General features: G+C 38.3%; 25 protein-coding genes. 22 read left to right on the plus strand and 3 right to left on the minus strand.

Features of this window, described 5'->3' with window-relative positions; translation table 11 throughout:
* Positions 1 to 4: 4 nt before the first annotated feature.
* The 5 genes from H4J76_RS19780 to H4J76_RS00385 all read left to right on the plus strand — a co-directional run bounded on the left by H4J76_RS19780 (position 5) and on the right by H4J76_RS00385 (position 2,865).
* Positions 5 to 136 carry a hypothetical protein gene (locus H4J76_RS19780; protein ID WP_259364605.1) on the plus strand — a complete coding sequence of 44 codons (132 nt, stop codon included), beginning with the start codon at positions 5 to 7 and terminating at the stop codon, positions 134 to 136.
* Positions 137 to 244: 108 nt separating this feature from the next.
* Positions 245 to 1,132 carry a sulfurtransferase gene (locus H4J76_RS00370; protein ID WP_182229910.1) on the plus strand — a complete coding sequence of 296 codons (888 nt, stop codon included), beginning with the start codon at positions 245 to 247 and terminating at the stop codon, positions 1,130 to 1,132.
* A gap of 292 nt (positions 1,133 to 1,424) precedes the next feature.
* Complete coding sequence (gene pspA, locus H4J76_RS00375; RefSeq protein WP_182214735.1) at positions 1,425 to 2,087, plus strand: phage shock protein PspA; 663 nt, start codon at positions 1,425 to 1,427, stop codon at positions 2,085 to 2,087.
* A 144-nt stretch (positions 2,088 to 2,231) separates the two neighbouring features.
* Positions 2,232 to 2,447 carry a PspC domain-containing protein gene (locus H4J76_RS00380; RefSeq protein WP_310734067.1) on the plus strand — a complete coding sequence of 72 codons (216 nt, stop codon included), beginning with the start codon at positions 2,232 to 2,234 and terminating at the stop codon, positions 2,445 to 2,447.
* Positions 2,448 to 2,529: 82 nt separating this feature from the next.
* A complete protein-coding gene (locus tag H4J76_RS00385; protein WP_070374956.1) occupies positions 2,530 to 2,865 on the plus strand; it encodes a hypothetical protein in 336 nt (111 codons plus the stop codon).
* Positions 2,866 to 2,919: 54 nt separating this feature from the next.
* On the opposite strand, the gene H4J76_RS00390 is transcribed toward H4J76_RS00385, so the two are convergent.
* Positions 2,920 to 3,654: an enoyl-CoA hydratase/isomerase family protein gene (locus tag H4J76_RS00390; protein ID WP_182229911.1), complete on the minus strand. Its 735-nt coding sequence runs from the start codon at positions 3,652 to 3,654 to the stop codon at positions 2,920 to 2,922.
* A 70-nt stretch (positions 3,655 to 3,724) separates the two neighbouring features.
* Between H4J76_RS00390 and H4J76_RS00395 the strand changes: the two genes are divergently transcribed.
* The 5 genes from H4J76_RS00395 (at position 3,725) to H4J76_RS00415 (ending at position 11,038) form a co-directional block, all read left to right on the plus strand.
* Entirely contained in the window at positions 3,725 to 4,204 is a 480-nt protein-coding gene (locus H4J76_RS00395) for a copper chaperone PCu(A)C (protein ID WP_182214730.1), read from the plus strand.
* Between the two features lie 9 nt (positions 4,205 to 4,213).
* A complete protein-coding gene (locus H4J76_RS00400; protein WP_182214728.1) occupies positions 4,214 to 5,206 on the plus strand; it encodes a DUF2333 family protein in 993 nt (330 codons plus the stop codon).
* Between the two features lie 13 nt (positions 5,207 to 5,219).
* Positions 5,220 to 5,978, plus strand: a complete 759-nt coding sequence (locus H4J76_RS00405) for a TIGR04219 family outer membrane beta-barrel protein (RefSeq protein WP_182229912.1) — start codon at positions 5,220 to 5,222, stop codon at positions 5,976 to 5,978.
* Positions 5,979 to 6,393: 415 nt separating this feature from the next.
* A complete protein-coding gene (locus H4J76_RS00410; RefSeq protein ID WP_182214725.1) occupies positions 6,394 to 10,359 on the plus strand; it encodes a rhombosortase-dependent M36 family metallopeptidase in 3,966 nt (1,321 codons plus the stop codon).
* A 106-nt stretch (positions 10,360 to 10,465) separates the two neighbouring features.
* On the plus strand, positions 10,466 to 11,038 hold the full coding sequence (locus H4J76_RS00415) for a hypothetical protein (protein WP_182229913.1): 573 nt from the start codon (positions 10,466 to 10,468) through the stop codon (positions 11,036 to 11,038).
* Between the two features lie 42 nt (positions 11,039 to 11,080).
* On the opposite strand, the gene hslO is transcribed toward H4J76_RS00415, so the two are convergent.
* Together hslO and hslR are read right to left on the minus strand one after the other, a co-directional pair.
* The gene (hslO, locus tag H4J76_RS00420) at positions 11,081 to 11,944 is read right to left on the minus strand and encodes an Hsp33 family molecular chaperone HslO (RefSeq protein ID WP_182176457.1); all 864 of its coding nucleotides are present in this window, start codon (positions 11,942 to 11,944) and stop codon (positions 11,081 to 11,083) included.
* A gap of 2 nt (positions 11,945 to 11,946) precedes the next feature.
* Positions 11,947 to 12,354 carry a ribosome-associated heat shock protein Hsp15 gene (gene hslR, locus H4J76_RS00425; protein ID WP_070374949.1) on the minus strand — a complete coding sequence of 136 codons (408 nt, stop codon included), beginning with the start codon at positions 12,352 to 12,354 and terminating at the stop codon, positions 11,947 to 11,949.
* Positions 12,355 to 12,586: 232 nt separating this feature from the next.
* Here hslR and gspC point away from each other — a divergent pair, with 232 nt between their 5' ends.
* From gspC to H4J76_RS00485, 12 genes are all read left to right on the plus strand, one after another.
* Positions 12,587 to 13,540, plus strand: coding sequence for a type II secretion system protein GspC (gene gspC, locus H4J76_RS00430; protein WP_182214722.1), 954 nt, complete (start codon positions 12,587 to 12,589; stop codon positions 13,538 to 13,540).
* A 110-nt stretch (positions 13,541 to 13,650) separates the two neighbouring features.
* Positions 13,651 to 15,723, plus strand: coding sequence for a type II secretion system secretin GspD (gene gspD / locus H4J76_RS00435; protein WP_259364609.1), 2,073 nt, complete (start codon positions 13,651 to 13,653; stop codon positions 15,721 to 15,723).
* A 1-nt stretch (position 15,724) separates the two neighbouring features.
* Positions 15,725 to 17,281, plus strand: a complete 1,557-nt coding sequence (gene gspE / locus H4J76_RS00440; protein ID WP_182230060.1) for a type II secretion system ATPase GspE — start codon at positions 15,725 to 15,727, stop codon at positions 17,279 to 17,281.
* Between the two features lie 13 nt (positions 17,282 to 17,294).
* Positions 17,295 to 18,518 carry a type II secretion system inner membrane protein GspF gene (gspF, locus tag H4J76_RS00445; protein ID WP_182214719.1) on the plus strand — a complete coding sequence of 408 codons (1,224 nt, stop codon included), beginning with the start codon at positions 17,295 to 17,297 and terminating at the stop codon, positions 18,516 to 18,518.
* A 22-nt stretch (positions 18,519 to 18,540) separates the two neighbouring features.
* Complete coding sequence (gspG, locus tag H4J76_RS00450) at positions 18,541 to 18,975, plus strand: type II secretion system major pseudopilin GspG (RefSeq protein ID WP_182214818.1); 435 nt, start codon at positions 18,541 to 18,543, stop codon at positions 18,973 to 18,975.
* A gap of 18 nt (positions 18,976 to 18,993) precedes the next feature.
* Complete coding sequence (gene gspH, locus H4J76_RS00455) at positions 18,994 to 19,635, plus strand: type II secretion system minor pseudopilin GspH (RefSeq protein ID WP_182229914.1); 642 nt, start codon at positions 18,994 to 18,996, stop codon at positions 19,633 to 19,635.
* Positions 19,625 to 20,023: a type II secretion system minor pseudopilin GspI gene (gene gspI / locus H4J76_RS00460; protein ID WP_083277946.1), complete on the plus strand. Its 399-nt coding sequence runs from the start codon at positions 19,625 to 19,627 to the stop codon at positions 20,021 to 20,023. The genes gspH and gspI overlap by 11 nt, the downstream gene beginning before the upstream one ends.
* An 11-nt stretch (positions 20,024 to 20,034) precedes the next feature.
* A complete protein-coding gene (gspJ, locus tag H4J76_RS00465) occupies positions 20,035 to 20,643 on the plus strand; it encodes a type II secretion system minor pseudopilin GspJ (protein WP_220465911.1) in 609 nt (202 codons plus the stop codon).
* Positions 20,644 to 20,685: 42 nt separating this feature from the next.
* Positions 20,686 to 21,714: a type II secretion system minor pseudopilin GspK gene (gene gspK / locus H4J76_RS00470; RefSeq protein WP_182229915.1), complete on the plus strand. Its 1,029-nt coding sequence runs from the start codon at positions 20,686 to 20,688 to the stop codon at positions 21,712 to 21,714.
* A complete protein-coding gene (gspL, locus tag H4J76_RS00475) occupies positions 21,714 to 23,048 on the plus strand; it encodes a type II secretion system protein GspL (RefSeq protein ID WP_182229916.1) in 1,335 nt (444 codons plus the stop codon). The genes gspK and gspL overlap by 1 nt, the downstream gene beginning before the upstream one ends.
* On the plus strand, positions 23,048 to 23,518 hold the full coding sequence (gspM, locus tag H4J76_RS00480) for a type II secretion system protein GspM (protein ID WP_182229917.1): 471 nt from the start codon (positions 23,048 to 23,050) through the stop codon (positions 23,516 to 23,518). Before gspL ends, gspM begins: the two co-directional genes overlap by 1 nt.
* A complete protein-coding gene (locus H4J76_RS00485) occupies positions 23,518 to 24,261 on the plus strand; it encodes a type II secretion system protein N (RefSeq protein ID WP_182229918.1) in 744 nt (247 codons plus the stop codon). Before gspM ends, H4J76_RS00485 begins: the two co-directional genes overlap by 1 nt.
* Positions 24,262 to 24,266: the final 5 nt, after the last annotated feature.

Below are 24,266 nucleotides of genomic sequence, written 5' to 3' on the forward strand. Positions count from 1 at the left end.
GATTATGCCGAGCTTAGAGCTAATTTTTACCTTATTGATGTTACCTGCTGTATTTTTATTGGCAGCGTCTTTAGTGGTAAGCCTAGTAGAAAATAACCGTGAACAATCATCAGCCGAAAAACAAGCCGCAAGCTAAACGCAGGGAATTTGTTGTACCCTGCCAATTTATATTTTTTTTCGACTGTACAACTATCGATTTATTCGTTATTTTTTAAGCCTTATTCAAAAATGAATGACGCTAACTATGCCTTCGACTTTTCAGCAAATAATATCGTGCCGTCAGCTGCATGATTTGCTTTTTCCTACACTCCATTTAACCGGAGACTCTGCAAAACCATTATCAAATATAATACTGCTTGATGCGAGTATCCCACCCGTTGGTAATATGCGCTCGCCAGAAAAACAATGGCCAGACTTTACGTTGCCTTATGCCAAGCGATTCGATTTAAATAAAAACTTTTCTGATTTATCAAATCCACTTCCCCACACTATGCCAAGTGCTGAACATTTTCAGCAGCAAGCGCGTGCGTTAGGGGTAATGACAGACAGTCAAATTGTTGTTTACGATGACCAAGGCTTATTTTCTGCAGCGCGTGCTTGGTATATGTTTAGAGCAATGGGACATGAAAATGTTGCCGTACTTGATGGCGGCTTACCCGCTTGGTTGGCATCAGGGTATCGTGTTTCATCAGCGACATCTTCCGTTACTAGCCGTGGTAACTTTATCGCTACATTTTGTAAAAAATACTTTTATAGCAGCCAAAATATAGAGCATAACCTTAACTCTCAAGAACACCTTATTGTTGATGCTAGGGCTAAAGAACGCTTTGAGGGCAAAGTTGCTGAGCCACGCGAAGGTATTCGTAGCGGTCATATTCCCTCTTCTGTGAATTTACCCTTTAGTGATTTATCGCATGATGGCTGCTTGCTCGCCAAAAATATTTTAAAAGAAAAATTTAACGCTATTAATAGCGAAAATAAACCAATGGTGATGAGCTGTGGCTCTGGGGTAACCGCCTGTGTTTTAGCGTTAACCGCCGAAATGTGCGGTTATAAGCACGTAAAAGTTTATGACGGCTCATGGAGTGAGTGGGGCGCAGGTGATTATTTTCCGGTAGTGGTTACTCAATAATTCAACGCTCATTTTAATAAAATTCCACCATGTTATGGGTATAGTCAAATTAACTAATTAATTTGTGAATTTGACTATATTTTCGTCTGACATATTATGTCCCCTTTCTTTCTGTAATCGATGTCTTTATAAAATCCCTTAATAAACAGTAGTTTAATTTGTTTTGCTGAGTTGGCATGTCACTTGTAATAGAAAACACAGTAGCAAGTTAAGCATTAACATTTTGGTTAATACTTAATGAGTCATTAAATTAAAATACTAATAGCAGCGCATTTGCGCAGGAGAATGGATTATGGGCATGTTTTCACGTTTTACCGATATTATTAACGCTAACTTAAACAATATGTTAGATAAAGCTGAAGATCCTGAGAAAATGGTTAAATTGATCATTCAGGAAATGGAAGAAACCTTGGTTGAAGTACGCTCTACTGCAGCAAAAAATATAGCAGAAAAGAAAACCTTAATGCGTAAAATAGCATCACTAGAAGCTAGTATTAATAATTGGCAAGAAAAAGCCGCATTAGCCATTAATAAAGGGCGTGATGATCTTGCGAAGTCTGCGCTCCATGAAAAGCAAAAATGTTCAGTACAAGTCAGTGAATTCCATGATGACTTAGCGCAGCTAGAGATTTTTTTGAGTGCAGTACAAGAAGACGGTCAACGTTTACAAGAAAAACTTCAAGAAGCTAAACGTAAGCAAGACGCTTTTGCATTACGCCAAGAGTCAGTTGAAGTACGTTTAAAAGTGCGTGAAAGAGCGATTGTCTACAACATAGATGAAGCCATTAATAAATTTGAACGCTACCAACAAAAAATTGACCGAGTAGAAGCTGAATTAGAGTCTTATGACTTTACCGAGAATAAAGATCTCGCCAGCCAGTTTCGTGATTTAGAAACAGATGAATCTATTGAACAAGAATTAGCCGATTTAAAAAAGCAAGTTGTTAATGGCTAAGCGACAAAAAACTAGGGGGCATTACATGATACATCACAGTAGTTATTTCATAATGATCATGTGTATTGCTCCCGTATTAACTTTTTTTGTTGGCGCAGGACTATTAACTTTTTTTACAAAACAGCGGTTAGAATTAAGGAATAAATGATGAGCTATCAACGTGAGTATTCAGTGAAAAAAACTTTAACAAAAGATGTTGCCCATAAAAAATTATCAGGCGTTTGTGCGGGCATCGCAAAATATTATGACTTACCAAGAATAGCTGTTCGTATTGCCGCTATTGGTGCTTTGCTTATATTTCCGTTAGCTAGCGGTGTTGCTTATGTGGTCGCGGCGATACTATTACCCACCAAGCATTAATGGGCAGTATTAACTTAAAGCGATAGCGAGTAAATAATATTTACCGATAGCTGTGCGCAAAACTAAGTAAGCAGGAGGAATTATGTCATTTTTTAAATCATTAACATTAGCAATTTTTGCAACCTTATTTTTAACCTATGCATTAGGAATAAGTTTTATAGAAATGTTTAATGTCGACCTTCATGTTGGTGATGAACTCATTGATCCTTTAAAAGCGATTAGTGTTTCAGCAATTATTATGGTTATTCTTGTCATGGTGGCATTTGCAATTGTTATGAGTGTGTTTGGTTCATTAATTTTTATCGGTATGATGATTTTTGGTGCGGCGGCCTTTGTGATGATTGGTATATTTTGGCCCGTTATTTTTATTGCTGTTGTTATTTGGTTAATGGCAGGAGACAAAAAACAAATCGCCTAAAGATGAACCCCCCGCAAATTTTGGCTGACTATTTCATCTTTAAGATTTATTTTTTTAAAAAAATTGCGCTAAAATATTTCTACATTGCTGCGTTTTTACTAAACGTTTAAATTCTTTAGCTTCGTTATCAATGACCTGTTGCATAGTCAATTGTGCATGTTGTTTCATCAATTTTCTACTGGTCATGACAGAATCATGAGGTAATTTAGCAATAGTATTAGCAATATCGCTAGCTATTTTTAGTAAATCTTCCGGTATGCATATTTGATTAATAAGACCGTAATCTAGTGCTTGTTCGGCAGTAAATTGCTTGCCAAGTACTAAAAGTTCAAACGCTTTGTTATGACCAATACGCAGGGGTAACAACAGGCTAGAGCCAGCTTCAGGTGATAGACCTAACTGAGTAAAGGGTAATTTAAATTTACTATTGTTTGCCGCTATGACCATGTCGCAATGTAACAACAAGGTAGTGCCAATACCTATTGCCGGGCCAGCAACTGCGGCAATAAGAGGTTTATCAAATATTGTCAGTGCTTGTACAAAATCTAATGCTACTAATTCATCATCTTGTGAGCATTGTAAAAAGTCATCCAAATCATTACCTGCACAAAAACAGTTTTCATCGCCTTGAATAAGCACACAGTGGATAGTTGAATTTTCGCTCGCATATTTTAGAGCCGCACATAAGTCGATATACATACTTTGATTAAGTGCATTTTTTTTATGTTTACGGTTAAGAGTCACGGTGAAAACATGATTGTTTTCTTGGCTAATAATTAAGTTATCCATTTTGCTCCAGCTTAGTTACAATGTTAAGGCAATAAAAATAATCTGTCTAAAAAAGGAAGTATAGCGAGAAATGAATAAAATATGTTTTATAGCCATTGTATTATCTTTTACGTTACTCAGTATCAATAGCGATGTTTTTGCTGTTGAACACGATAGTAATATTATTATTGACGGGCCTTATGTGAGAGCTAGCATACCTGGAACTAGTATCACTTCAGCTTATATGTCGATTGAAAATAAAAATGATGAGGCGCTAATTTTAACAGGAGTCAGTGGCTTGTTTTCCGATAGAATTGAAATTCATCAACACACCATGAGTGATGGTATGATGAAGATGCGTCAAGTTGAACAATTGACAATCGAAGGGAATAATAAAGTGGTATTGCAGCCTATGGGCTATCACTTAATGATATTTAACGTTAAAAAAGCCTTGTTACCTGAAGAGGAACTTTCATTAACATTGCACTTTAAGCAGCAAAAGGATCTTGTCGTAACCATTCCGGTGCGAAGTATTAAACAAGAAAACCCAGCTAAAAAACAACACCATTAGGAGCTCAACATGACGACTAATTTTTCAGGAAAAACTTTTGTCACCATTTTTTTTGCTATCATCCTCTCAGGCTATTTTCTCGGCGTTTATTGGAGCTTTGAACCTGAACAGCTTGATATTAGAGCTGAAGCAACGAAAGATGCAACGGCAGCTGGTATAAAACCTGTTGTCGGTTACACCACAACAACGGCACTTATTAGAGTAACCGAGACATTATTAAATAAACCTGGCGGTTATCTGTCAAATGATGCTTTGCCACCCTCAGTATTTTTAGACAATATCCCAGCTTGGGAGCTTGGTGCGCTTGAAATGTCGCGTGATATGGCGCTTGTTATGCGTCAGGAATTTAGCCGCTCTCAGTCACAATCGGTAGAAAATAAGCACTTAAAAGTTGCTCAGCCTCAATACAATATCGATCACAAAAGTTGGGCGATGCCAAGTGCAGAAAGTGAATACAATAAAGCAATTAACGAATTGTATGCCTATCGCAAAGCGTTAGGTGATGTTAACAGTCAAACCGCGCAATTTTATGCTCGCTCAGATAATTTACGTGACTGGATCCAAGAAGTGAATAAACGTTTAGGCAGCTACTCTCAACGATTAAGTGCAAGTGTTGGCCGTGAACAGTTAAATACCGACTTAGCTGGCGATAGCGTTGCGCAGCAATCAACGTCTGCACAGTCAAGCGTTGTCTTAAAAACCAGCTGGTGGAAAATTGATAATGAATTTTATGAAGCACGTGGTGCGTGTTGGGCGTTACTTCACTTTTTACGCGCCGTAGAAATTGATTTTAATGATGTATTAGAGAAGAAAAATGCTAAAGTAAGCGTACAGCAAATTATTCGAGAATTAGAAGCAAGCCAAGAATCTATATGGAGTCCAATGATCCTTAATGGTGATGGCTTTGGTTTATTAGCTAATCATTCTTTAGTAATGGCAAATTATATTTCTCGTGCTAACGCAGCACTAATCGATTTAAATGACTTATTAAGTCAAGGATAATAAAGGGTTCAACATGAAAAAAACAGCATTAGCAGTACTTGTTACCGGGTTACTTTCAACATCAGCAATGGCTGATACTATTGCCGGACTTTATATTGGTGGCTCAATGTGGAGTAATGAAGCAACAGGTACTTTTGGTGAACAAGCTGGCTTAGTTGATTTTAATTTAGAAGATAAAGAGCAAGGTTCATTTTATATCGCTCTAGAACATCCGATCCCTTTAATCCCCAATCTAATGATAGCCTCAACAACGTTAGATACTGATGGCGCAACAGTTTTGTCGCAGGATTTTGACTTTTCTGGTAAAACATTCGACGCTGGCACCGCTGTCGGTAGCACCTTCGATGTTAGTTATATTGACTATACGTTATATTATGAAATTTTTGATAACGGTCTTTTCTCTTTTGATATTGGTTTAACCGGTCGTGATTTTGATGGCGATATTACGGTTGCATCAGCTATTGGTGGTACATCAGTTGAAGGGACATTAGCCGTTACAGAAATCGTACCTATGCTTTATGTTTCAACGATTGTCGGCTTACCCGGCACGAGTTTTAATCTTTTTGCCAATGGTAATTTATTATCGATTGACGATCATACTATATACGACTACCAAGTCGGTTTGAGCTACGAGCTTATTGATAACTTAGCGGTTGATGTAAATTTAACACTTGGCTATAAAGCGGTTAAATTTGAACTTGAAGATTTAGATGACTTGTATACAAACATTGAATTTAAAGGTGCTTTTGCAGGTGTTGTTGTCCACTTTTAAGGTTTTAATTGGACCTGTTTCACAAAGCTTAACTTTTTAACAGATAAAGGCGCTAATTATAAAATTAGCGCCTTTTTTGTTGCGAAAAGCAGAATTTATGCCACTCATCTGTTAAATCCGCTTAGTGACGTTATGGTAAGTTTAGTATAAATAAGTTTCTACTATCCAATCAGTTACTTGCTAGAGATATTATAAATATATGTATTTATCCGTTATTATTCATTATTAAGCACTACATTAACGTTTTTGTAACAAGTGGTTGCCTTATAAGCGTTTATTACTTTAACGTAACGTATGCTTTACTTTTTGTTTGTGTTTTTTAAGCTAAATGATTGCTTTATTGTTACATAAATGTAATAAATTACCGTAGAGTCCACTTTAGTGGGTTAATAATAAAATATACTTAGGGAATCGTATGAACTTTAATAAATCAATCATAGCAACATTCGTAGGGTCTGCAATCGCTTCAGCTTCTATGGGAGCTTTAGCTTCAGATGCAAGTACTGTTGTAAAATTTTCCGTACCATCTGTATCAAATCAAGTAGCTTCAGTAAGTGGCATGAGCAATCAATATGATGCTCAATTAGGTCAAAATACTTTTCAGTGGGCAAATGTTAAAAATAAAGCCCCTAATATCGGTGCTATTTCATCGGAACATCAAGTTGCCTACGCCTCTGAATTCTATTTAAATCAACTTACAGGTATTTCTACTGTAAAAAAATCAGGTGTACAAGCCGTATTAGCAAGTGTGCATGATAAAGGTGTTGGCGCGAAAATAGCAAAATACAAACAAGAAGTTAATGGCGTAGAAGTTTTCAATCGTGAATATAATATCATGATGGATGCTGAGTTTAACTTAGTTGCTTCATCTGGTTATTTAGCAAATAAAGCATCAAGCCAAAGACTTAAAAGTGATTTGTATTTAAACGCTTTTGGAAGCCCTGTTGAAGCCATTAAAGCAGCTTTTACTGATTTATCTGGTGACTCAAGTAATATTAATCTTTCTGTAAAAGAAACCGCTGGTAAATATACTAAATTTAACGTTTCAAATAGTGAAAAAGCACTAGGTGAACCACGCGCAAAACAAGTTTTCTTCGAACAGAAAGGTCAGCTTATACCTGCATATTATGTTGAAGTTGAATCTGCATTGGCAGACAGTGTAGATTCAGAATATTTTAGTTATGTTATCTCTGCTAATAACGGCAAAGTTTTGTTTAAAAACGATCTTTCCAGCCACGCTGATAACTTTAATTATCGTGTATACGCTGATGAAGATACTAAAAAACCTTGGGATAGCCCTCATGGAAATGTAATTCCAGCAGTTAGCGCAGACACTCCAGACGCCACTGCTTATTTAGATGCCCCAATGCTTTCATTAGTTTCTGCGGGAATAAGTACTGGTGATGCATGGTTAGCTGATGATGCAACAACAACAGATGGTAATAATGTAAAAGCTTATGTAGATGCTATCGCACCTGATGGATTTACTAATGGTGATATAATCGCCGAATTAACAAGCACTAATACATTTGATTATAAATACGATACAGATTTAGTTGAAAATTCAATTCATAATAGAAAAGCTGCAACAGTTAATTTATTTTACTTAAATAACTATTTGCATGATGATTTTTACGATCATGGTTTTGATGAAGCATCTGGTAATGCCCAGAATTTTAACTATGAACGTGGTGGTGTTGAAGGGGATGCACTCCTAGCTGAAGTTCAGGATAACTCTGGCTTCAATAATGCGAATATGTCGACTCCTGCTGATGGTGGTTCGCCACGCATGCAAATGTACTTATTTGACAGCAAAGATGCAGTAAATGGCACTGATTACGGTGTAACTGTGACATCTCATGACGATATCGGTCTAGCTGGCGTTTCAAAACGTTCGTCGTTCGGTCAAGGTCAATTCAATATTGCTGGCAGTGTAGTTCGTATTGATGATGCAATGGATGTGATTACTGATGGTTGTCAAGCGGCTGCAAACCCTGATGCGTTAATGGGAAAAATAGCGATTATTGATCGCGGCACTTGTAACTTCACTGTAAAAGTTAAAAATGCACAAGATGTAGGTGCTATTGCCGTTATTGTCGTGAATAATGTTGACGATGGTGCGACTCCATCTATGGGCGGAAGTGATGATGCAGTAACAATTCCTAATATGGGGATTAATTTTGCAACAGGCGCAGCAATTTACGCTAAATTAACTGCTGCTGAAGATGTTACTATCTCTATGTTTAATAATAAGCCTTATAAAGGTAGTTCATTTGATAATGGTATTGTGGCTCACGAATGGGGTCACTACATCAGTAACCGTTTAGTTGGTAACGGTTCAGGATTAAGTAATAACCAAGGTCGCTCTATGGGCGAAGGTTGGGGTGACTTCCATGCGTTGTTGTTATTGTCTGACGCTGACGATGCAATGATTGCAGGCAATGAAATGTTTGGTACTGCATATTCTGCTACATCATATGTTGCAAATTTCCAAACAGGAATCCGTAACTACCCATACTCTACAGATATGGAAATTAACCCACTCACCTTTGACAATGTTACTTTAGGTAATGGTGTATTTGAGTTTCCAGAGGGTACAGCAGAAGTACATGACGCAGGTGAACCTTGGGCAGCAATGTTATGGGATTCATATGTAGCATTAATCAACGATGAACGTCATACTTTTGCAGAAGCAAAAAGTTTGATGAAAGACTACTTGGTTGGTGGTTACAAAATGACACCAGTTGCACCAACATATACGGAAGCACGTGATGCCGTTCTTGCTGCAGCTTATGCTAATGATCCAGCGGATTACGATCTTATCTTAGCTGCATTCGCTCGAAGAGGCATGGGATTAGGTGCTGTATCTCCAGCCCGTGATTCTATAGACCATACTGGCGTAGTAGAATCTTACGACGTTAAGTACTCTGAATTTGCTATTACTTCTCATACATTAAACTCAAATTATGAAGGACTTACTTCAGGTTATTGTTCTAATGACAACATTTTAGATAAAGGTGAAACAGGTACAGTAAGCTTTACTATCCAAAATAGAGGTAGTGAAATTTATACTGATGTAGTTGCTAAAATTGAAGTTGTTGGTGATCATGACATTACTTTAGCAAATGAGGGCATGACGACTTTTGCTCGTTTAAATCCAACTGAGTTTTCTACTAGTGTCCCTATTGAACTAGTACTAAATGATGCGATGATGTCTGATTCAATCGAATTAAAAGTCACATTCCCTGAACTTGAAGACGATGTTTCAAATGAATACTCATTTACGGCAACCGTTAATTATGATTTTGCAGATCGTGCACCAGTAAGTAGTTCATCAACAGATACCATGGAAGATATTTCATTATTTAAGAACTGGACTGAAAATGTAATGACAGGCGGAGAATTCGCAGTCGGAACACAGTCATTTGATAATGGCGGTAATATTCCTTTCTTTGCTAGTTTTGGTTTCGATTTAGGCGAACAAACAATGGTTTTGGGCAATAATAGCTTTCAATCAGACGTTGCAGTAGAAACTAAAGCAATTCAAGTTGGCTATGCTGGTAACTTTGAAATGAGTTTTTGGCACTTTTATGGCTTAGAAGAAGGCTGGGATGGTGGTGTTGTTGAGATCAGTGTAAATGGCGGTGACTGGGCAGACGTTACTGAAATGGGCGGAAGATTTGATGTTGGTTATACAGTTACTCTGGATGATGATGATAATGAAGTAGCAGTAGAGCTAGTATCACAAGATTCCCAAGCATTATCTGGACGTCCAGTATTCACTGGTCGAAATAATGATGTTACTTGGGGCAACATGGAACGTGTTAACTTTGGTACAACATTAAACGGAAGTGAAGTTAAACTAAGATTCCGCGTTGGTACTGATTCATATGCAAATGATTTTGGTTGGTGGATTGATAATGTTCAATTTAGTAACATTACATCATCAGTATATTCAGACCTAGTTGCAGGTGATAGTGTTGCTTGTGATAACCGTGCACCGATTGTAACAGCCGTTACTGATGTAGAGCGAATTGTTAGAGAAGGTATCTCTGTTAGCATGAGTGTTGAAGCTACAGATCCTAATGGTGATGCATTAACATACAGCTGGGAACAAACCTCTGGTCCAACAGTGACATTAGCGGGCTCAAACACAGCAGCTATATCTTTCACTTCTCCTAGTATTGAATCTGGTAGTGAAACACTAACATTTGTAGCAAGTGTTAATGATGGTACTGTCGATGCTACACAGAGTTTCTCTGTAGTGGTTAATGATATGCCTAGTATGGTTCCAGCTAGGAAAGATTCTAGCGGTGGTTCAACTGGCTTATTAGCCTTCTTGCTATTACCTTTAGCGTTATTACGTCGCCGTAAAAAGTAAGTAGTAACAACAAGTAAAAATAAAGCTGATTGGTCATTCAATCAGCTTTTTTTATAACTAAACGTTTATCACTTAATTATGACTGGAAATAAAAAAGGAAGTAAATATGCGTAACCTTAGTGTCATCGCCCTTAGTGTAACTTTTTTAATGGCTTGTTCAGATAAAAGAGAAGTCGTACAGCCACTAGAAAAAAAAACCAGCGATAAAGAAGCTGCTTCTTTAAAGCCAAACACATCAGTTGCTACAACTAATGAAACACTTGCACGGGCCACTAGTAGCGGTTTAAGTGAAAGTAATGGAAGTTTAAAAAATAACAACGTTTTTAAAAAACTGACAAATTCAGAAAATAAATACTTAATGCTCAACGAACAAAAATTTGAATTACAAGCAGATAAGCTGACTAATGGCGCTAAAGTTGTTAATTTATTAATGTCAGAAACGGGCACGGTAAAGGGCACTTTTGTGGTTATCGTTAACAACTTAGCCAGCCTAACAAGCTATGACAATACCGCAAATATTAATAAAATAGCTAAAAGTACCTATCGATTAACGCCAGAAGAGGGTGTCGATCTCTTAAGTTATTATAAATCACTTGTAGCAGCAAAACAGTTTGAGCGCGTAGAAATAGAAATAGATTACAGTGGTAAAGTGGGTCGCCCATTAGCAGAAGAGCGCTAAAAGGCGAACAGGTAGAATTAAGACGTTAAGTCTGAGGGTAAACTAGTGCTTGGGCTCATGAATAAAGTGTGCAAGTTTTGGTTCATCAAACTTATACGTTGTTAAACAATATTCACAAGTCATCGATACGCAACCTTGCTCTTCTATAATGCTTATCAATTCGCTTGGTGAAACTTGAGAAATAGCCGTTAAACATTTTTCCTCAGAACAACTGCATTGATAATTAACCGATTGAGGTTCAAATAAACGAACCTCTTCTTGATGATACAAACGATACAATAAGTCTTCAGCGTCTAGTGAAAAAATCTCATCTGCTTTTATTGTATTGGTTAGCTGGCACAAGTGTTCGAAATCACTAAGCTGAGTTTCCTTGCTATCACTATCAGGGAGCAGTTGTATTAAGCTACCAGCAACTTGAGTATTATCAGCATTATTAAATAACCAAATTTTTGTGGGTATTTGTTCAGAAACTTCAAAGTAGTGTGCTAAACAATCAGCTAAATTATCTTTATCTAGTGCAACAACTCCTTGGTAAGGTTCGCCTTTTTCAGGACGTATAGTAATAACCATCGTACCTTTACCTATTAGTTCTTTTAAGCCTATACCAGCAGTTGGCTCAGCTAAACGAGCTATGCCACGCATATTTTGTTTATCGTCACCATTAACTGACATATAGCTAATGGGGCCATCGCCCTGTAATTGAACGGTAATTTCGCCCTCAAACTTTAAAGTAGCTGTAAGCAAGCAAGTGGCGGCAACTAATTCACCTAACAAGGCTTGCACGCCGGGAGGGTATTCATGCAAAGCGATAATTTCTTGATAAGCTTTAGTCAGTTGTACAAGTTCTCCACGAGCATGCTTACCATCAAATAAGTAGCGATTTAAAACATCAGTTTTAACAGTCACAGTTAGATCCTTTCTTTAAATTGTATTAATTGTCGACGTTGTTTCTTATCGGGTTTGGTATCACTAGCGGGGCTAAGTAAAGTGCCTTGTTTACGTGCTAAGGCATTTTTTTCACGAGTGGTAATACTGTTGGGTGTTTCTTGGTAAAGAGTTTGCGCAAAACTCGCATCTCGACGTTTATCTGCCAGCGCCACAACAATAATTTCTCGTTCTTCATAACTCTGGCGTAAGACAACTTTATCTCCTAAAGCAACGACTTTACCCGACTTTGTTCGTTGACCATTATAGAACACTTTACCACCATCAATCATTTGTTTGGCAATGGCACGTGTTTTGTAAAAACGAGCAGCCCATAACCACTTATCGAGACGGGTTGAAGTGTTTTCAGTGAGAGGTGAATTATGTTTCATCTACTTACCATCTTCCTATAAATATATGTCGCGGCGAAAATATCATAATTGCTTATAATGTCTAGTCTTTTAACTAAGTGTATCGCTGAACTGGCAATATTAGTTTGCACATAACAGCACTAAATTGTTAATAAATATTTTAATCATCATCTTACCCTTGTTGATAATGTCTAGCTCAAGTACTATCACGGTATAATAATGAAAATTAATTTAAATTTCTATAAAGATAACCATGCAATTACCTTCAAATTTTTCTAGTGTAGTCGACTTCTCTTCACAATTACCTCAGCAAAAAATAGCTAAGGTGATCAGTGTATTTTTGTTAGCTTACATCGCGTATGTTTTTGCACAAATCACTTGGCTTGTTGCGCCAAGTGGCCAATATCATGCATCTTCAAATGTTAGCGTAAAAGTAGCAATACAGAACACTGAAAAAGCTGATATCAGTTTAACAAATTTAAAAACATTGAACTTATTTGGCTTATATACAGACAGTATAGATACAATTGAAACGGTTGAAGTGGAAAGTGCACCTCAAACACAGTTACGTTTAACGCTATCAGGGGCAGTAGCAAGTGATGACAAAACTACGTCTGCGGCGGTCATTGAAAACGCTGGTAAGCAAGACACCTATAGTCCTGGTGAAACCATTACCGGAACACGTGCCGTGCTCGATAGTGTCTTTCGTGATCGAGTGCTTTTAAAGCATGCCGGAAAACTTGAAACATTGATGCTTGATGGATTTGATTACAATGAAAAAATACAACAAAACGTGGTAAATAAATCGGCAATATCTCCGGCTAAAACTCGAGAATTAAATAGTCGACTAACATCACCTAATGTTATTGATCAAAGAACAAATAAGATGTTGAGTAAAAGTGCAGAGTCATTTAAAGACGAAATTAATACCGACCCAAGTAAAATTACCGATTATTTAAAAATATCGCCAAAACGTAAAAGTGGCAAAATAGTAGGCTACAGATTGTTGCCGGGTAAAAACGCAGATTTTTTTCAAAATTCAGGGCTGAAATCTGGTGATATCGCGATTCAAATGAATGGTTATGATTTAACGGTGCCAAGCGAAGCCGCACAGGCACTTGCTGCATTAAAACAAGATAAAGAAGTATCACTATTAATCGATCGTAATGGTGAATTGAACGAAATATTATTTAGTATCGGTGGTTAATACCTTTACTGACCAAAATTGAGAATTAAGTTATGAAAAATTTTTCCTTGCGCAAGACTCTTCGCGCCCCTTGGTATAAAGGATTGTTAGCAACAGGTTTAACTGTTGTGATGATGAATACTTTATTATTTAGTGCTGATATACATGCGGCTAAGTACTCGCCAAACTTTAAAGGTACTGAAATTGACGAATTCATTAATATAGTCGGTAAAAACCTGAAAAAAACCATGATCGTTGACCCTAACGTTCGAGGTAAAGTGACATTACGTACCCAAGATCAACTTACCGAAAAACAATATTATCAAGTGTTCTTAAATGTGCTTGAAGTCTATGGTTTTTCTGCTGTTGAAATGGATAATAATGTTGTAAAAGTTATTCGTAATAAAGACGCTAAAACTTCATCAATACCGGTTGTTGGTAACGAAAACCCTGGTGTGGGTGATGAAATGGTGACACGAGTTGTTGAAGTTAAAAATGTCACAGTACGTGAATTAACCCCTTTACTTCGTCAACTTTCAGATCAAGCCGGTGGCGGTAACGTGGTCAATTATGATCCCGCTAATGTCATCATGCTAACGGGCACTGCTGCGGTTGTTAATCGTTTAGTCAATATTATTGAGCGTGTCGACAAAGCTGGCGATCAAGACGTACAAATTATTAAACTGCAATATGCATCGGCGGCAGAAATGGTGCGTATTGTTGAAGCCATGCATAAATCTGATCAAGGAAAATCTGGTACGCCAACCTTCCTTATCCCTAAAATAGTTGCTGATGAGCGCACCAATAGTGTAATTGTTAGCGGCGAATCTCAAGCCCGTTCGCGTGTCGCTAAGTTAATTTCCCGCTTAGACAGTGAATTAGAAACCAATGGTAATACCCGTGTTTACTATTTGAAATACTCAAAAGCTGAAGACTTAGTCAAAGTACTTGAAGGGGTCAGTAAGTCAATTGAAGCCGAAAACGCTGGCGCACAAACGAGTAAACAAAGCAGTAAAAAACGTAATGTCAGCATTGACGCTCATGAAGACACCAATACCTTGGTTATTACCGCTCAGCAAGACATGTTACGTTCACTTGAGGAAGTCATCCGCAAATTAGACGTTCGTCGTGCGCAAGTGCTTGTTGAAGCGATAATCGTCGAAGTTTTTGAAAGTGACGGTATTAGTTTAGGTGTGCAATGGTTCAGCGAAGATGGTGGTTTTACCCAGTTCAATAATGGTCCTGCGCCTATAAGTGCTGTAGCAGCGGCTGCTGAGGCAGCTCAGTCAACACCAGGTACTAAAGGTTCTACCGTTACTTCTGAAAATGGTGCCACAACGATTAACCCTAATCAAGACGATATTAAAGGAGACTATTCATTAGCCGCAACCTTACTCGGTTCAGTTAGCGGTGGTATGTTTGGTATTATGAAAAATGGCTGGGGCGCAATCATACAAGCGGTGAGTAATGACACTAATTCCAATATCCTTGCTACGCCAAGTATCACTACACTCGATAATGAAGAAGCGCACTTTTTAGTTGGACAAGAAATTCCTATTCTTACTGGCTCTACTGCCGGTAGCAATAACGGTAATCCATTTCAAACCGTTGAACGCCAAGAAGTTGGTATAAAACTAACCGTTACCCCACAAGTGAATGAAGGCAGTGGTGTGCAGTTAACCATAGAGCAAGAAGTCTCTTCAGTGAGTGGCGCTACGGGGGTAGATATTTCTATCAACAAACGCGAAATTAAAACGGTAGTGATGGCCGATTCTGGCGCAACCGTGGTACTGGGTGGCTTGATTGATGAAGACGTTCAAGAAAGTGAACAAAAAGTACCTTTATTAGGTGACATACCTTTTATTGGGCACTTATTTAAATCAACAACAACCTCAACGCGTAAACGTAATTTAATGGTATTTATTCGCCCAACGATTATTCGTGATGGCAAGTTGATGAATGAAATTAGTAAAGAAAAGTATAACTATATTCGTGCGACTGAAATACGTAAGCAAGAAGAAGGTTTGTCATTAATGAGCGATGAAAAAATGCCATTGTTACCTGAATGGAATGACCAACTGACCTTACCTCCTTCATTCGATGAATACATGAAAGAAAGTCAGTCTAAAGACTCTAGCTTATTACCGCCTGTCGTTAAAAGCGAGGGTGATGACTCATCAACTTCAGACCAAAAAGACCAATAATATGGCTGATATTGAAAAGAGAGAAGACATCGACAGCGTAGTGACTTTAAATGTTGCAGGTAATGGTCAAGAGGTAGAAGAAGTAAAAGTGCAGATCAGCCGTTTGCCTTTTAATTTTGCCAAACGTCATCATGTACTCATTAGTAAAAGTAACGACCAATACACCTTACATTGCTTAGCCAATGTTAAAAGTGCGGCAGTATTAGAAGTGCGTAGGGTCTTAAAAAGCCCCTTTGCTATTGAATTTCATTCGTTAGATGAATTTGAACAGTTATTAACTATTTCATACCAACGAGACTCTTCAGAAGCTCAACAGATGATGGAAGATATTGGCAACGAAGTTGACTTGTATTCTCTCGCTGACGAGATGACAGAAACAGAAGATCTGCTAGAAAATGAAGATGATGCGCCAATCATCAAATTGATCAATGCGATGTTGAGTGAAGCAATAAAAGAAAATGCTTCTGATATTCATATTGAAACTTTTGAATTAGCGCTACAAATTCGTTTTCGTGTTGATGGCGTTTTACGTGAAGTATTAAAGCCTAATCGTAAACTTGCTTCATTATTAGTTTCTCGTATCAAGGTTATGGCAAAACTTGACATTGCTGAAAAACGCATACCACAAGATGGTCGTATTTCTTTGCGCATTGCCGGTCGTGCTGTTGATGTACGTGTTTCAACAATGCCAACGGGCCATGGTGAGCGTGTGGTACTACGTTTACTTGATAAGAACTCGGTTCGTCTCGATTTAGAAGATTTAGGCATGACACTTGCCAACCGAATAAAGTTTTCAAAACTCATCGAAAAACCCCATGGTATTATTTTAGTTACGGGTCCTACGGGATCGGGTAAAAGTACCACGCTTTATGCGGGACTGAGCCAAATCGATTCGAAAGAGCGTAACGTTTTAACGGTTGAAGATCCCATCGAGTACGCCATTGAAGGTATTGGACAAACGCAAGTTAATACCAAAGTTGATATGACCTTTGCTCGCGGGTTACGGGCGATACTTCGCCAAGATCCCGATGTTGTTATGGTTGGTGAAATACGCGATTTAGAAACCGCTCAAATTGGCGTGCAAGCGAGTTTAACCGGTCACTTAGTGATGTCGACATTGCATACTAACAGTGCCGCTGGTGCCATTACTCGTATGGAAGATATGGGCGTAGAGTCATTTTTACTCTCATCGAGTCTCTTGGGAGTCTTAGCACAACGACTCGTGAGAACATTGTGCCCGCATTGTAAAGAAAGCCATTTACCTGATGGCCCAGAGCTAAAATTACTTGAGTTACCTCAAGACAACACCCAGCATATTTATCGCGCAGTTGGTTGTAGTGAATGTAGCCAAAAGGGCTACAAAGGCCGTATGGGTATTCATGAACTTATTGTTGTCGACGATAAAGTACGCGAGCTTATTCATAATGGTAAAGGTGAGCAGGCTATTGAAAAGTTTATTCGCCAAAATACGCCAAGCATACGCCGTGACGGCTTTGATAAAGTGTTGACCGGACAAACGACACTCGAAGAAGTTTTGCGTGTTACCAAAGAAGATTAACTAGAGTTTTATTATGGCAGCTTTTGATTATCAAGCAGTAAATAGCCGTGGTAAAACGGTAAAGGGTGTTATCGAAGGTGATACACCCAGACAAGCGCGTGGCTTATTACGTGACAAAGGCTTAATGCCTACTGAAGTAACGCCAAGCTTACAAAAAACTAAGCAAGCCGCGAATAAATCACGGTTTGGCGGACGAACAAAAGTATCTGTTGCTGAACTTGCTTTAATCACACGTCAGTTGGCCACATTAGTCGAGTCGGGTTTACCGATTGAAGAATCTTTGCTTGCCGTTGGCGAACAATGTGAAAAAAACAGCATGAAAAGTATGATCATGGCGGTGCGAACAAAAGTAACCGAAGGTTATGGTTTAGCGGAGAGTATGGCCGAGTTTCCGCATGTCTTTAGTCACTTATACCGAGCAATGGTTGCCGCAGGTGAAAAATCCGGTTTCTTAGATACGGTTTTAAACCGCTTAGCCGATTACACCGAGCAACGGGAACACTTACGTTCACAAATCATTCAAGCGCTTATTTATCCCGTTATTATGACGGTCGTAGCCATAGGCGTTATCGCAATACTGTTAACGGCGGTAGTCCCTAAAATTGTTGGCCAGTTTGATCACATGGGCGCAAACTTACCTGCAACGACTCAGTTTTTAATTAGTACCAGTGATTTTTTAAGAGATAATGGTTTGTATATCCTTATTTTGATTGCCTTACTGATTGGTGGCTTTAATCATTTAATGAAAAAGGCCAGCTTCAAGTTTGCTTTTCATCGCAAGGTGATTAGTTTTCCAGGGCTGGGCAAAATTATTCGTGGTATTAATACGGCTCGGTTTGCTCGTACCTTAAGTATCTTAACCGCCAGTGCTGTTCCTTTGCTGGAAAGCATGAAAATATCAGGTGAAGTTTTAGAAAATTTATACATTAAGCAATGCGTTAAAGAGTCGGCCGATAAAGTGCGCGAAGGCGCGAGTTTACGAGTTTCTTTAGAGCAAACGAAATTATTTCCACCGATGATGCTTCATATGATTGCTAGTGGTGAAAAAAGTGGCAAGTTAGAACATATGCTTGGTCGATCAGCAGACAACCAAGACAGGGAGTTTGAAGCGTTGATGAATATATCGCTAAAAGCTTTTGAGCCCGCCTTGATGATCGCTATGGCAGGTATCGTTCTTTTTATAGTTATGGCTATTTTACAGCCAATTCTTCAGTTAAATACCTTAGTAGGAGGTTAATGTGCACAAAAAAATTCAACCAATGAAAGTGAAAAATAAACAACGTGGCTTTACTTTATTGGAAGTGATGGTTGTTATTGTTATTTTAGGTTTGTTAGGCAGTGTTGTTGTTCAAAACTTGATGGGCAATATGGATACCGCAAAACTTCAAAAATCAGTACAAGATATTAATGCATTAGAAACGTCGTTAAGTATGTACAAAATGGATAACTATAACTACCCAACGACTGAACAAGGCTTAGAAGCTTTAGTTGAAGAAACTGACGTTGAACCTTTACCGCGTCGTTTTCCGAACGGGGGTTATGTTAAACGTTTACCTGACGATCCTTGGGGCAACGCCTATCAACTATTAAATCCCGGCGAAAATGGTGATATTGATATTTTTACCATGGGACCCGACGGTGAACCTGGTACAGAAGACGATATTGGCAACTGGAACCTTGGCGACTACCAGTAGTTTTGGTGAACTCTTAATATGAACCATTATTCCAAAAACAGCACAGTAGTTAACGGTTTCACTTTAATTGAAGTGATGTTGGTTATTGTGCTGGTGGGTTTAATGGTTTCGGTCGTTCAGTTTAGTGCTTCAGGTGATAAAGCCGAAGAAACACTTGAACTCTCGAGTAAACGTTTTGCTGGCGTTTTTAATATTGCTGCTGAATATGGCATGCTAAATAATATTGAATTAGGCTTAGTTATTGGCAAAAAAGGTTATCAGTTTTTAGGGTACGACGGCATAACGTGGTCGGATATCTCTGATAATGAATTATTCAGTCGCTATAAATTACCTGAAGGTGTTGAGTTGATTTTACAACTTGATGACTTGCCAATTGAAGAACCACAATTATTTGATACTGAAGTATTTAATGAGTTGCAAGCGGCTAATAAAGAGAACGACTTAGATGAAGACGTAGGTAAAGATGATGACGGTAATAATATAGAAAAAAAAATACTTATTCCCCAAATTTACATACTCTCAGGCGGTGAAATAACACCGTTTAGTCTGCGTTTTCAATTTGTTAAAAATAATTACACTGAAGCAAAGCTTTATTTTAAGGCGACCGGTTTATACACCACACCGATAACCGTTGAAGGGCCACTCTTTGATGATGAATAAGGTGAAACGGGTCATTAAAACGGCTTCATTAGGCTTCACTTTAATTGAAGTCATGTTAGCGATGGCTATTTTTTCAATCGCGGGTATTGCGTTGTTAAGTGCAGCAGACAATAACTTTAAGAATTTAAGTCATTTAGAAAATAAAGTATTAGCCAATTGGGTGGCCTCAAATCAATTAGTTGCGATGACATTAGATCCAACATGGCCACCAAAAAACAATAAAAAAGGCACCGTAGAAATGGCTGGCCAAGAATGGTTTTGGCTACAAAAAGTGCTTAAAACAGAAAATAAGAATATGCGTGCTATAACGATTGAAATTCGTAATAAAGAAGATGAAAAGTTAGCGATCACTAGTATGGTTACCTATATCTCAAAGAGCCAGCCGTAGTGAAGATTTGCTTGAATAAGCCAACGAATAATGGCTTTACCTTGTTAGAAGTTTTAATAGCTATCGCTATTTTTTCAATGATCAGCATGAGTAGTTTCACTATTTTTAATACGGTATTAAAAGGTAATGAGTCATCTAAAATTCGTACCGAACGCGTTAATGAATTACAGCGAGGCTTTTTACTTATCGAGCGTGATTTACTGCAAATTGCTAAACGCAGTATTCGATTAAATGGCGAAGCTCCCCAGCAAGATTTTTTATATACTGACAGCAATAGTTTTTCAAATGGCGAAAGTACCTTAGCTTTTGTTCGCAACGGATGGACAAATCCAGGTCTACTATTACCGCGTAGCAATATGCAATCAGTCGCTTATCAATTAAATGAGGGAACCTTTGAGCGACTTCATTTTAATTTTGTTGACGCTATCCAAGGGCAAGAGCCTAAAAGAAGAAAGTTAATCACCGAGATTGAAGCGCTAAATTTTGAGTTTTTTTATGACAAAAAATGGCAAAAACAAATTATAAATAAAAGTTTACCTCGAGCAATTGCTGTTGAGCTAATAACTAAAGATTATGGGCTTATAAGACGAGAATTTTTAGTGGCGGGTGATGATGTCTAAATTTAAAGCCCACGTATTGTGCTGTTCGTTATGGGAGGTCTAATGAAGAACTCTCAGTGCCGTTCTGATATGAGTAAGTCGACCGCTAAAAAAGTGACCGGTGTGGCGTTAATTACTGTTTTGCTTATCGTCGCGTTAGCTGCCGTATTAGCCACACAGATGACTGCGCGCTTGCAGTTGCAGATGCAACGTACTAATAATGTTACGCTAAATCAGCAGGCTTATTGGTATGCGATGGGCGCAGAAGCGTTTGCAAAAAGAATATTAATCAATGTTTTTAAAGATGAAAAAGACGTAACGCATTTAGAACAAATTTGGGCTCAAGGCGAAACAAGTTATCCTGTTGACTTTGGACAAATTACCGGCGAAATTTTTGATATGCAAGCCTGTTTTAATTTAAATGCTTTAAGGCCTGATGATAATGCTACTCCTACGGGCACTCAAAGGCGTCCAATAGAAGACGCTTTCCAAAAATTAATTATGTCGCTTAATGTTGAAGGTGTTAGTCAGTTTGATGCTGAATACATGACCGATGCATTGGTTGACTGGCTTGATCAAAACAGCGCTATAGCTAGTGCTGGTGGTGCTGAAGATAATGATTACTCTGCAAAAGAGTTTCCTTATTTACCCGCTAATTATTATTTGGCCAGTATTACCGAACTACGCTTAATTGAACACTTTACTGTGCCGGTTATTAATAAATTAAAAGAGTATGCTTGCGTAATACCTAATAATAATCTTCATAAAATGAATATAAACACCATAAGAAGCGACCAACCTGAATTGTTGGAGGCTTTTTTAGGTATTCCTTTAGCGGATGCAGAAAATGCCTTGGCTAGCCGAGAGGGTGCTGGTTTTAAAACACGAGATGAGTTTTTTAATTTAGCCGATATATCAAAACATACAAAAATAACCAATGATCAAAAAGAGCAGTTCGATGTTGTTAGCCATTATTTTAAACTAAAAAGTATCGCTAGTTTTAATGACAGCTACTTCGCGTTGAGCACTTTAATGAAAGTTGAAAGCAATAATAATATCTCCGTAGTGAGTCGTACCATAGGACGAGAGTAATGACCGAAAAGTTATATATCCGATTAGGTACTAACGCAAAAGACGTAGTGCACTGGGTAATATTTAGTGACGATCAAGAAGGCATCATTGCCAGTGGTGAACTCCCCAATGCCAATGCGTTAGAGCAATTAGCTGAGAAAGCCAAACAACGTGAAGTCATTACGTTTGTGCCAGCCAGTGATATCAGTTTGAAAAGTTTAACGGTACCCAGTAAATCTTCAAAAGCGATGCGCTTAGCTGTGCCGTATATGCTTGAAGATGAATTAGCACAAGATGTTGAAGAGTTATTTTTCGCTTATAGTGATATCAAAATTGTCGGTAGTACGCACAATTGCTTTGTTGCAATTATCGAATCTGCTCAGTTGGCATTATGGCAAGGGTGGTTAAAAAGTGCAGATATTACCTGTAAAAAAATCATCCCTGATGTACTTGCAATGCCACTGACTAATGAAGTCAATGTTGGTAGTGCAATTGTATTAGGTGAGCAAATACTGATACGCCAAGGACCATGGCAAGGGATCACCATAGACAGCAACACTTGGCCGTTAATTAGTCAGTCACTTAGTGGTACTCAAACAGTAGAGAAAATTAGCAATGAGCAAAAATCAGTAGCGGACAATGATAGCAATAATGACGTACCCAACAGTTTCTCATTAAATGCTTATTCAATATTACCTGAAACGATCGCTAAACTGACCATCAATGCGATGCCGGAAGAGCTGCCTTTGGCGTTATTAGCCGCTACATATAATCATGAAAAAGCGGGTAAGTTCAATTTACTACAGGGTGACTTCAAAGTTAAAGAACAGCGCTCACCCGTGCTAAAAAGTTGGTTTTTGGCCGCAGGTATTGCCATGTTCGCTTTATTGCTTAATGTCGGTATTAAAGGTGCCGAATTAATACAGCTTCATAGTCAACAGGCTGAAATTGAACAGCAAATCATTAGTACCTATAAAAAGGCTTTTCCAAAAACTAAGCGAGTCCGAGTCTCAACTATTCGCTCCCAACTTAAGCAGAAACTCAAAGAAGTAGGCGGGGCTAGTGGAGAAAGTGGCTTTTTAGCTATCTTAACTCAAGTGCAACCAGCGTTAGCTTTAGTGCCTGAAATAAAACCCCAAACGTTGAAGTTTGATGGTAAGCGCAACGAGATTCGTATGCAGGCAATTGCCAGTGATTATCAGTATTTTGATAAGTTAAAAATCGCTCTTGAAGAGAGTAATTTGACGGTATCTATGGGCGCGCAAAATAATCAAGGTGATCAAATTTCTGGCTCATTTAGCATAACCAGTAATGATGATAATCAGCAATCAACAAACACAAGTAAGGGGCGATAATGAAAACGTGGTGGCAACAATTAAAAAGCTCTGAGCAACGACTCGTTGCTATGATGAGCTTTGTTGTAGTGCTGTTTTTATTTTACAGCGCAGTGTGGCAACCATTGGTTACTAATACTGATAAAGCTCAACAAAAAATCATGCGCCAACAAGCGCTTTATACCTGGGTGCAAGAAAATACCCTGCGCTATCAACAGTCACAAAAAAGAGTGGCATCATCAGCCAGCAATGCCAGCCTTTCTAGTATTGTTAACAGCAGTGCCGGTCGTAATAATATTTCGATAGCTCGCTTGCAACCTCAAGGTGAAGACTTACAAGTATGGATTGATGAAGTCCCCTTTACACAGTTACTTAGTTGGCTTGAATTTTTAGCCAATAATGAAGGTTTATTAGTGAAAAGTATTGATTTAAGTAAAGCCGATCGCAACGGCGTTGTTAGAGTTCGTCGCTTACAATTAGGAAAAGGTTAATGAAAAAGTGGTTTGCTTACGGAGCAATGTTCTTTAGTTTATATTTGATTTTTTTAATTGCAACTATGCCTGCAGCTTGGGTGGCTAGCTTTATTAATTTACCAAAAAACAGCCAAGTATCTCAACTTTCTGGCACAGTGTGGCAAAGTTATGCAAAACAAGTCCGCATTGATAATGTCGACATTAACAATGTCAGTAGTGAGTTAAGTTTCCTCTCATTATTGATGCTTGACCCGACAATTAAGTTAACTTTTGGCGGTGCCTTAGTCAGTGGACCAGAAGGTAGGTTGACAGCAAGCCAATTGCTTAAGCAGATAAAAATTACAAATGTTGATATCACAGTAGCTGCACAACAAATTACGGAAAAGCTTAATCTAGCTATCCCGATGCAAGCCCACAACCTTATTGAACTCAGTGTTGATGAATTTATACTCGGCAAGCCTGTATGTCAGCAAATGAAGGGCTTAATAAAATGGAACAAGGCAGCTATCACCGCATTATCAGAAAAAGCAAATTTAGGTACGTTATCTGCTGAGTTGGCTTGTGAAAAAGGGGCGCTTGCGTTTATCATTGCCCCTGAAAACGATCTTGGACTCACGTTTACCGCTTATCTGCATAATACCAATAGAGCTTCTGGAAATGGTTATTTAAAGCCAGGTGCGAACTTCCCTGAAAAATTAAAGCCACTGCTGTCCTTTATTGGCAAAGCTGATAACCAAGGGCGCTATCGATTGAATTTTTAAGCCAT

Source organism: Colwellia sp. BRX9-1 (assembly GCF_014077195.1).
Lineage (GTDB): Bacteria > Pseudomonadota > Gammaproteobacteria > Enterobacterales > Alteromonadaceae > Colwellia_A.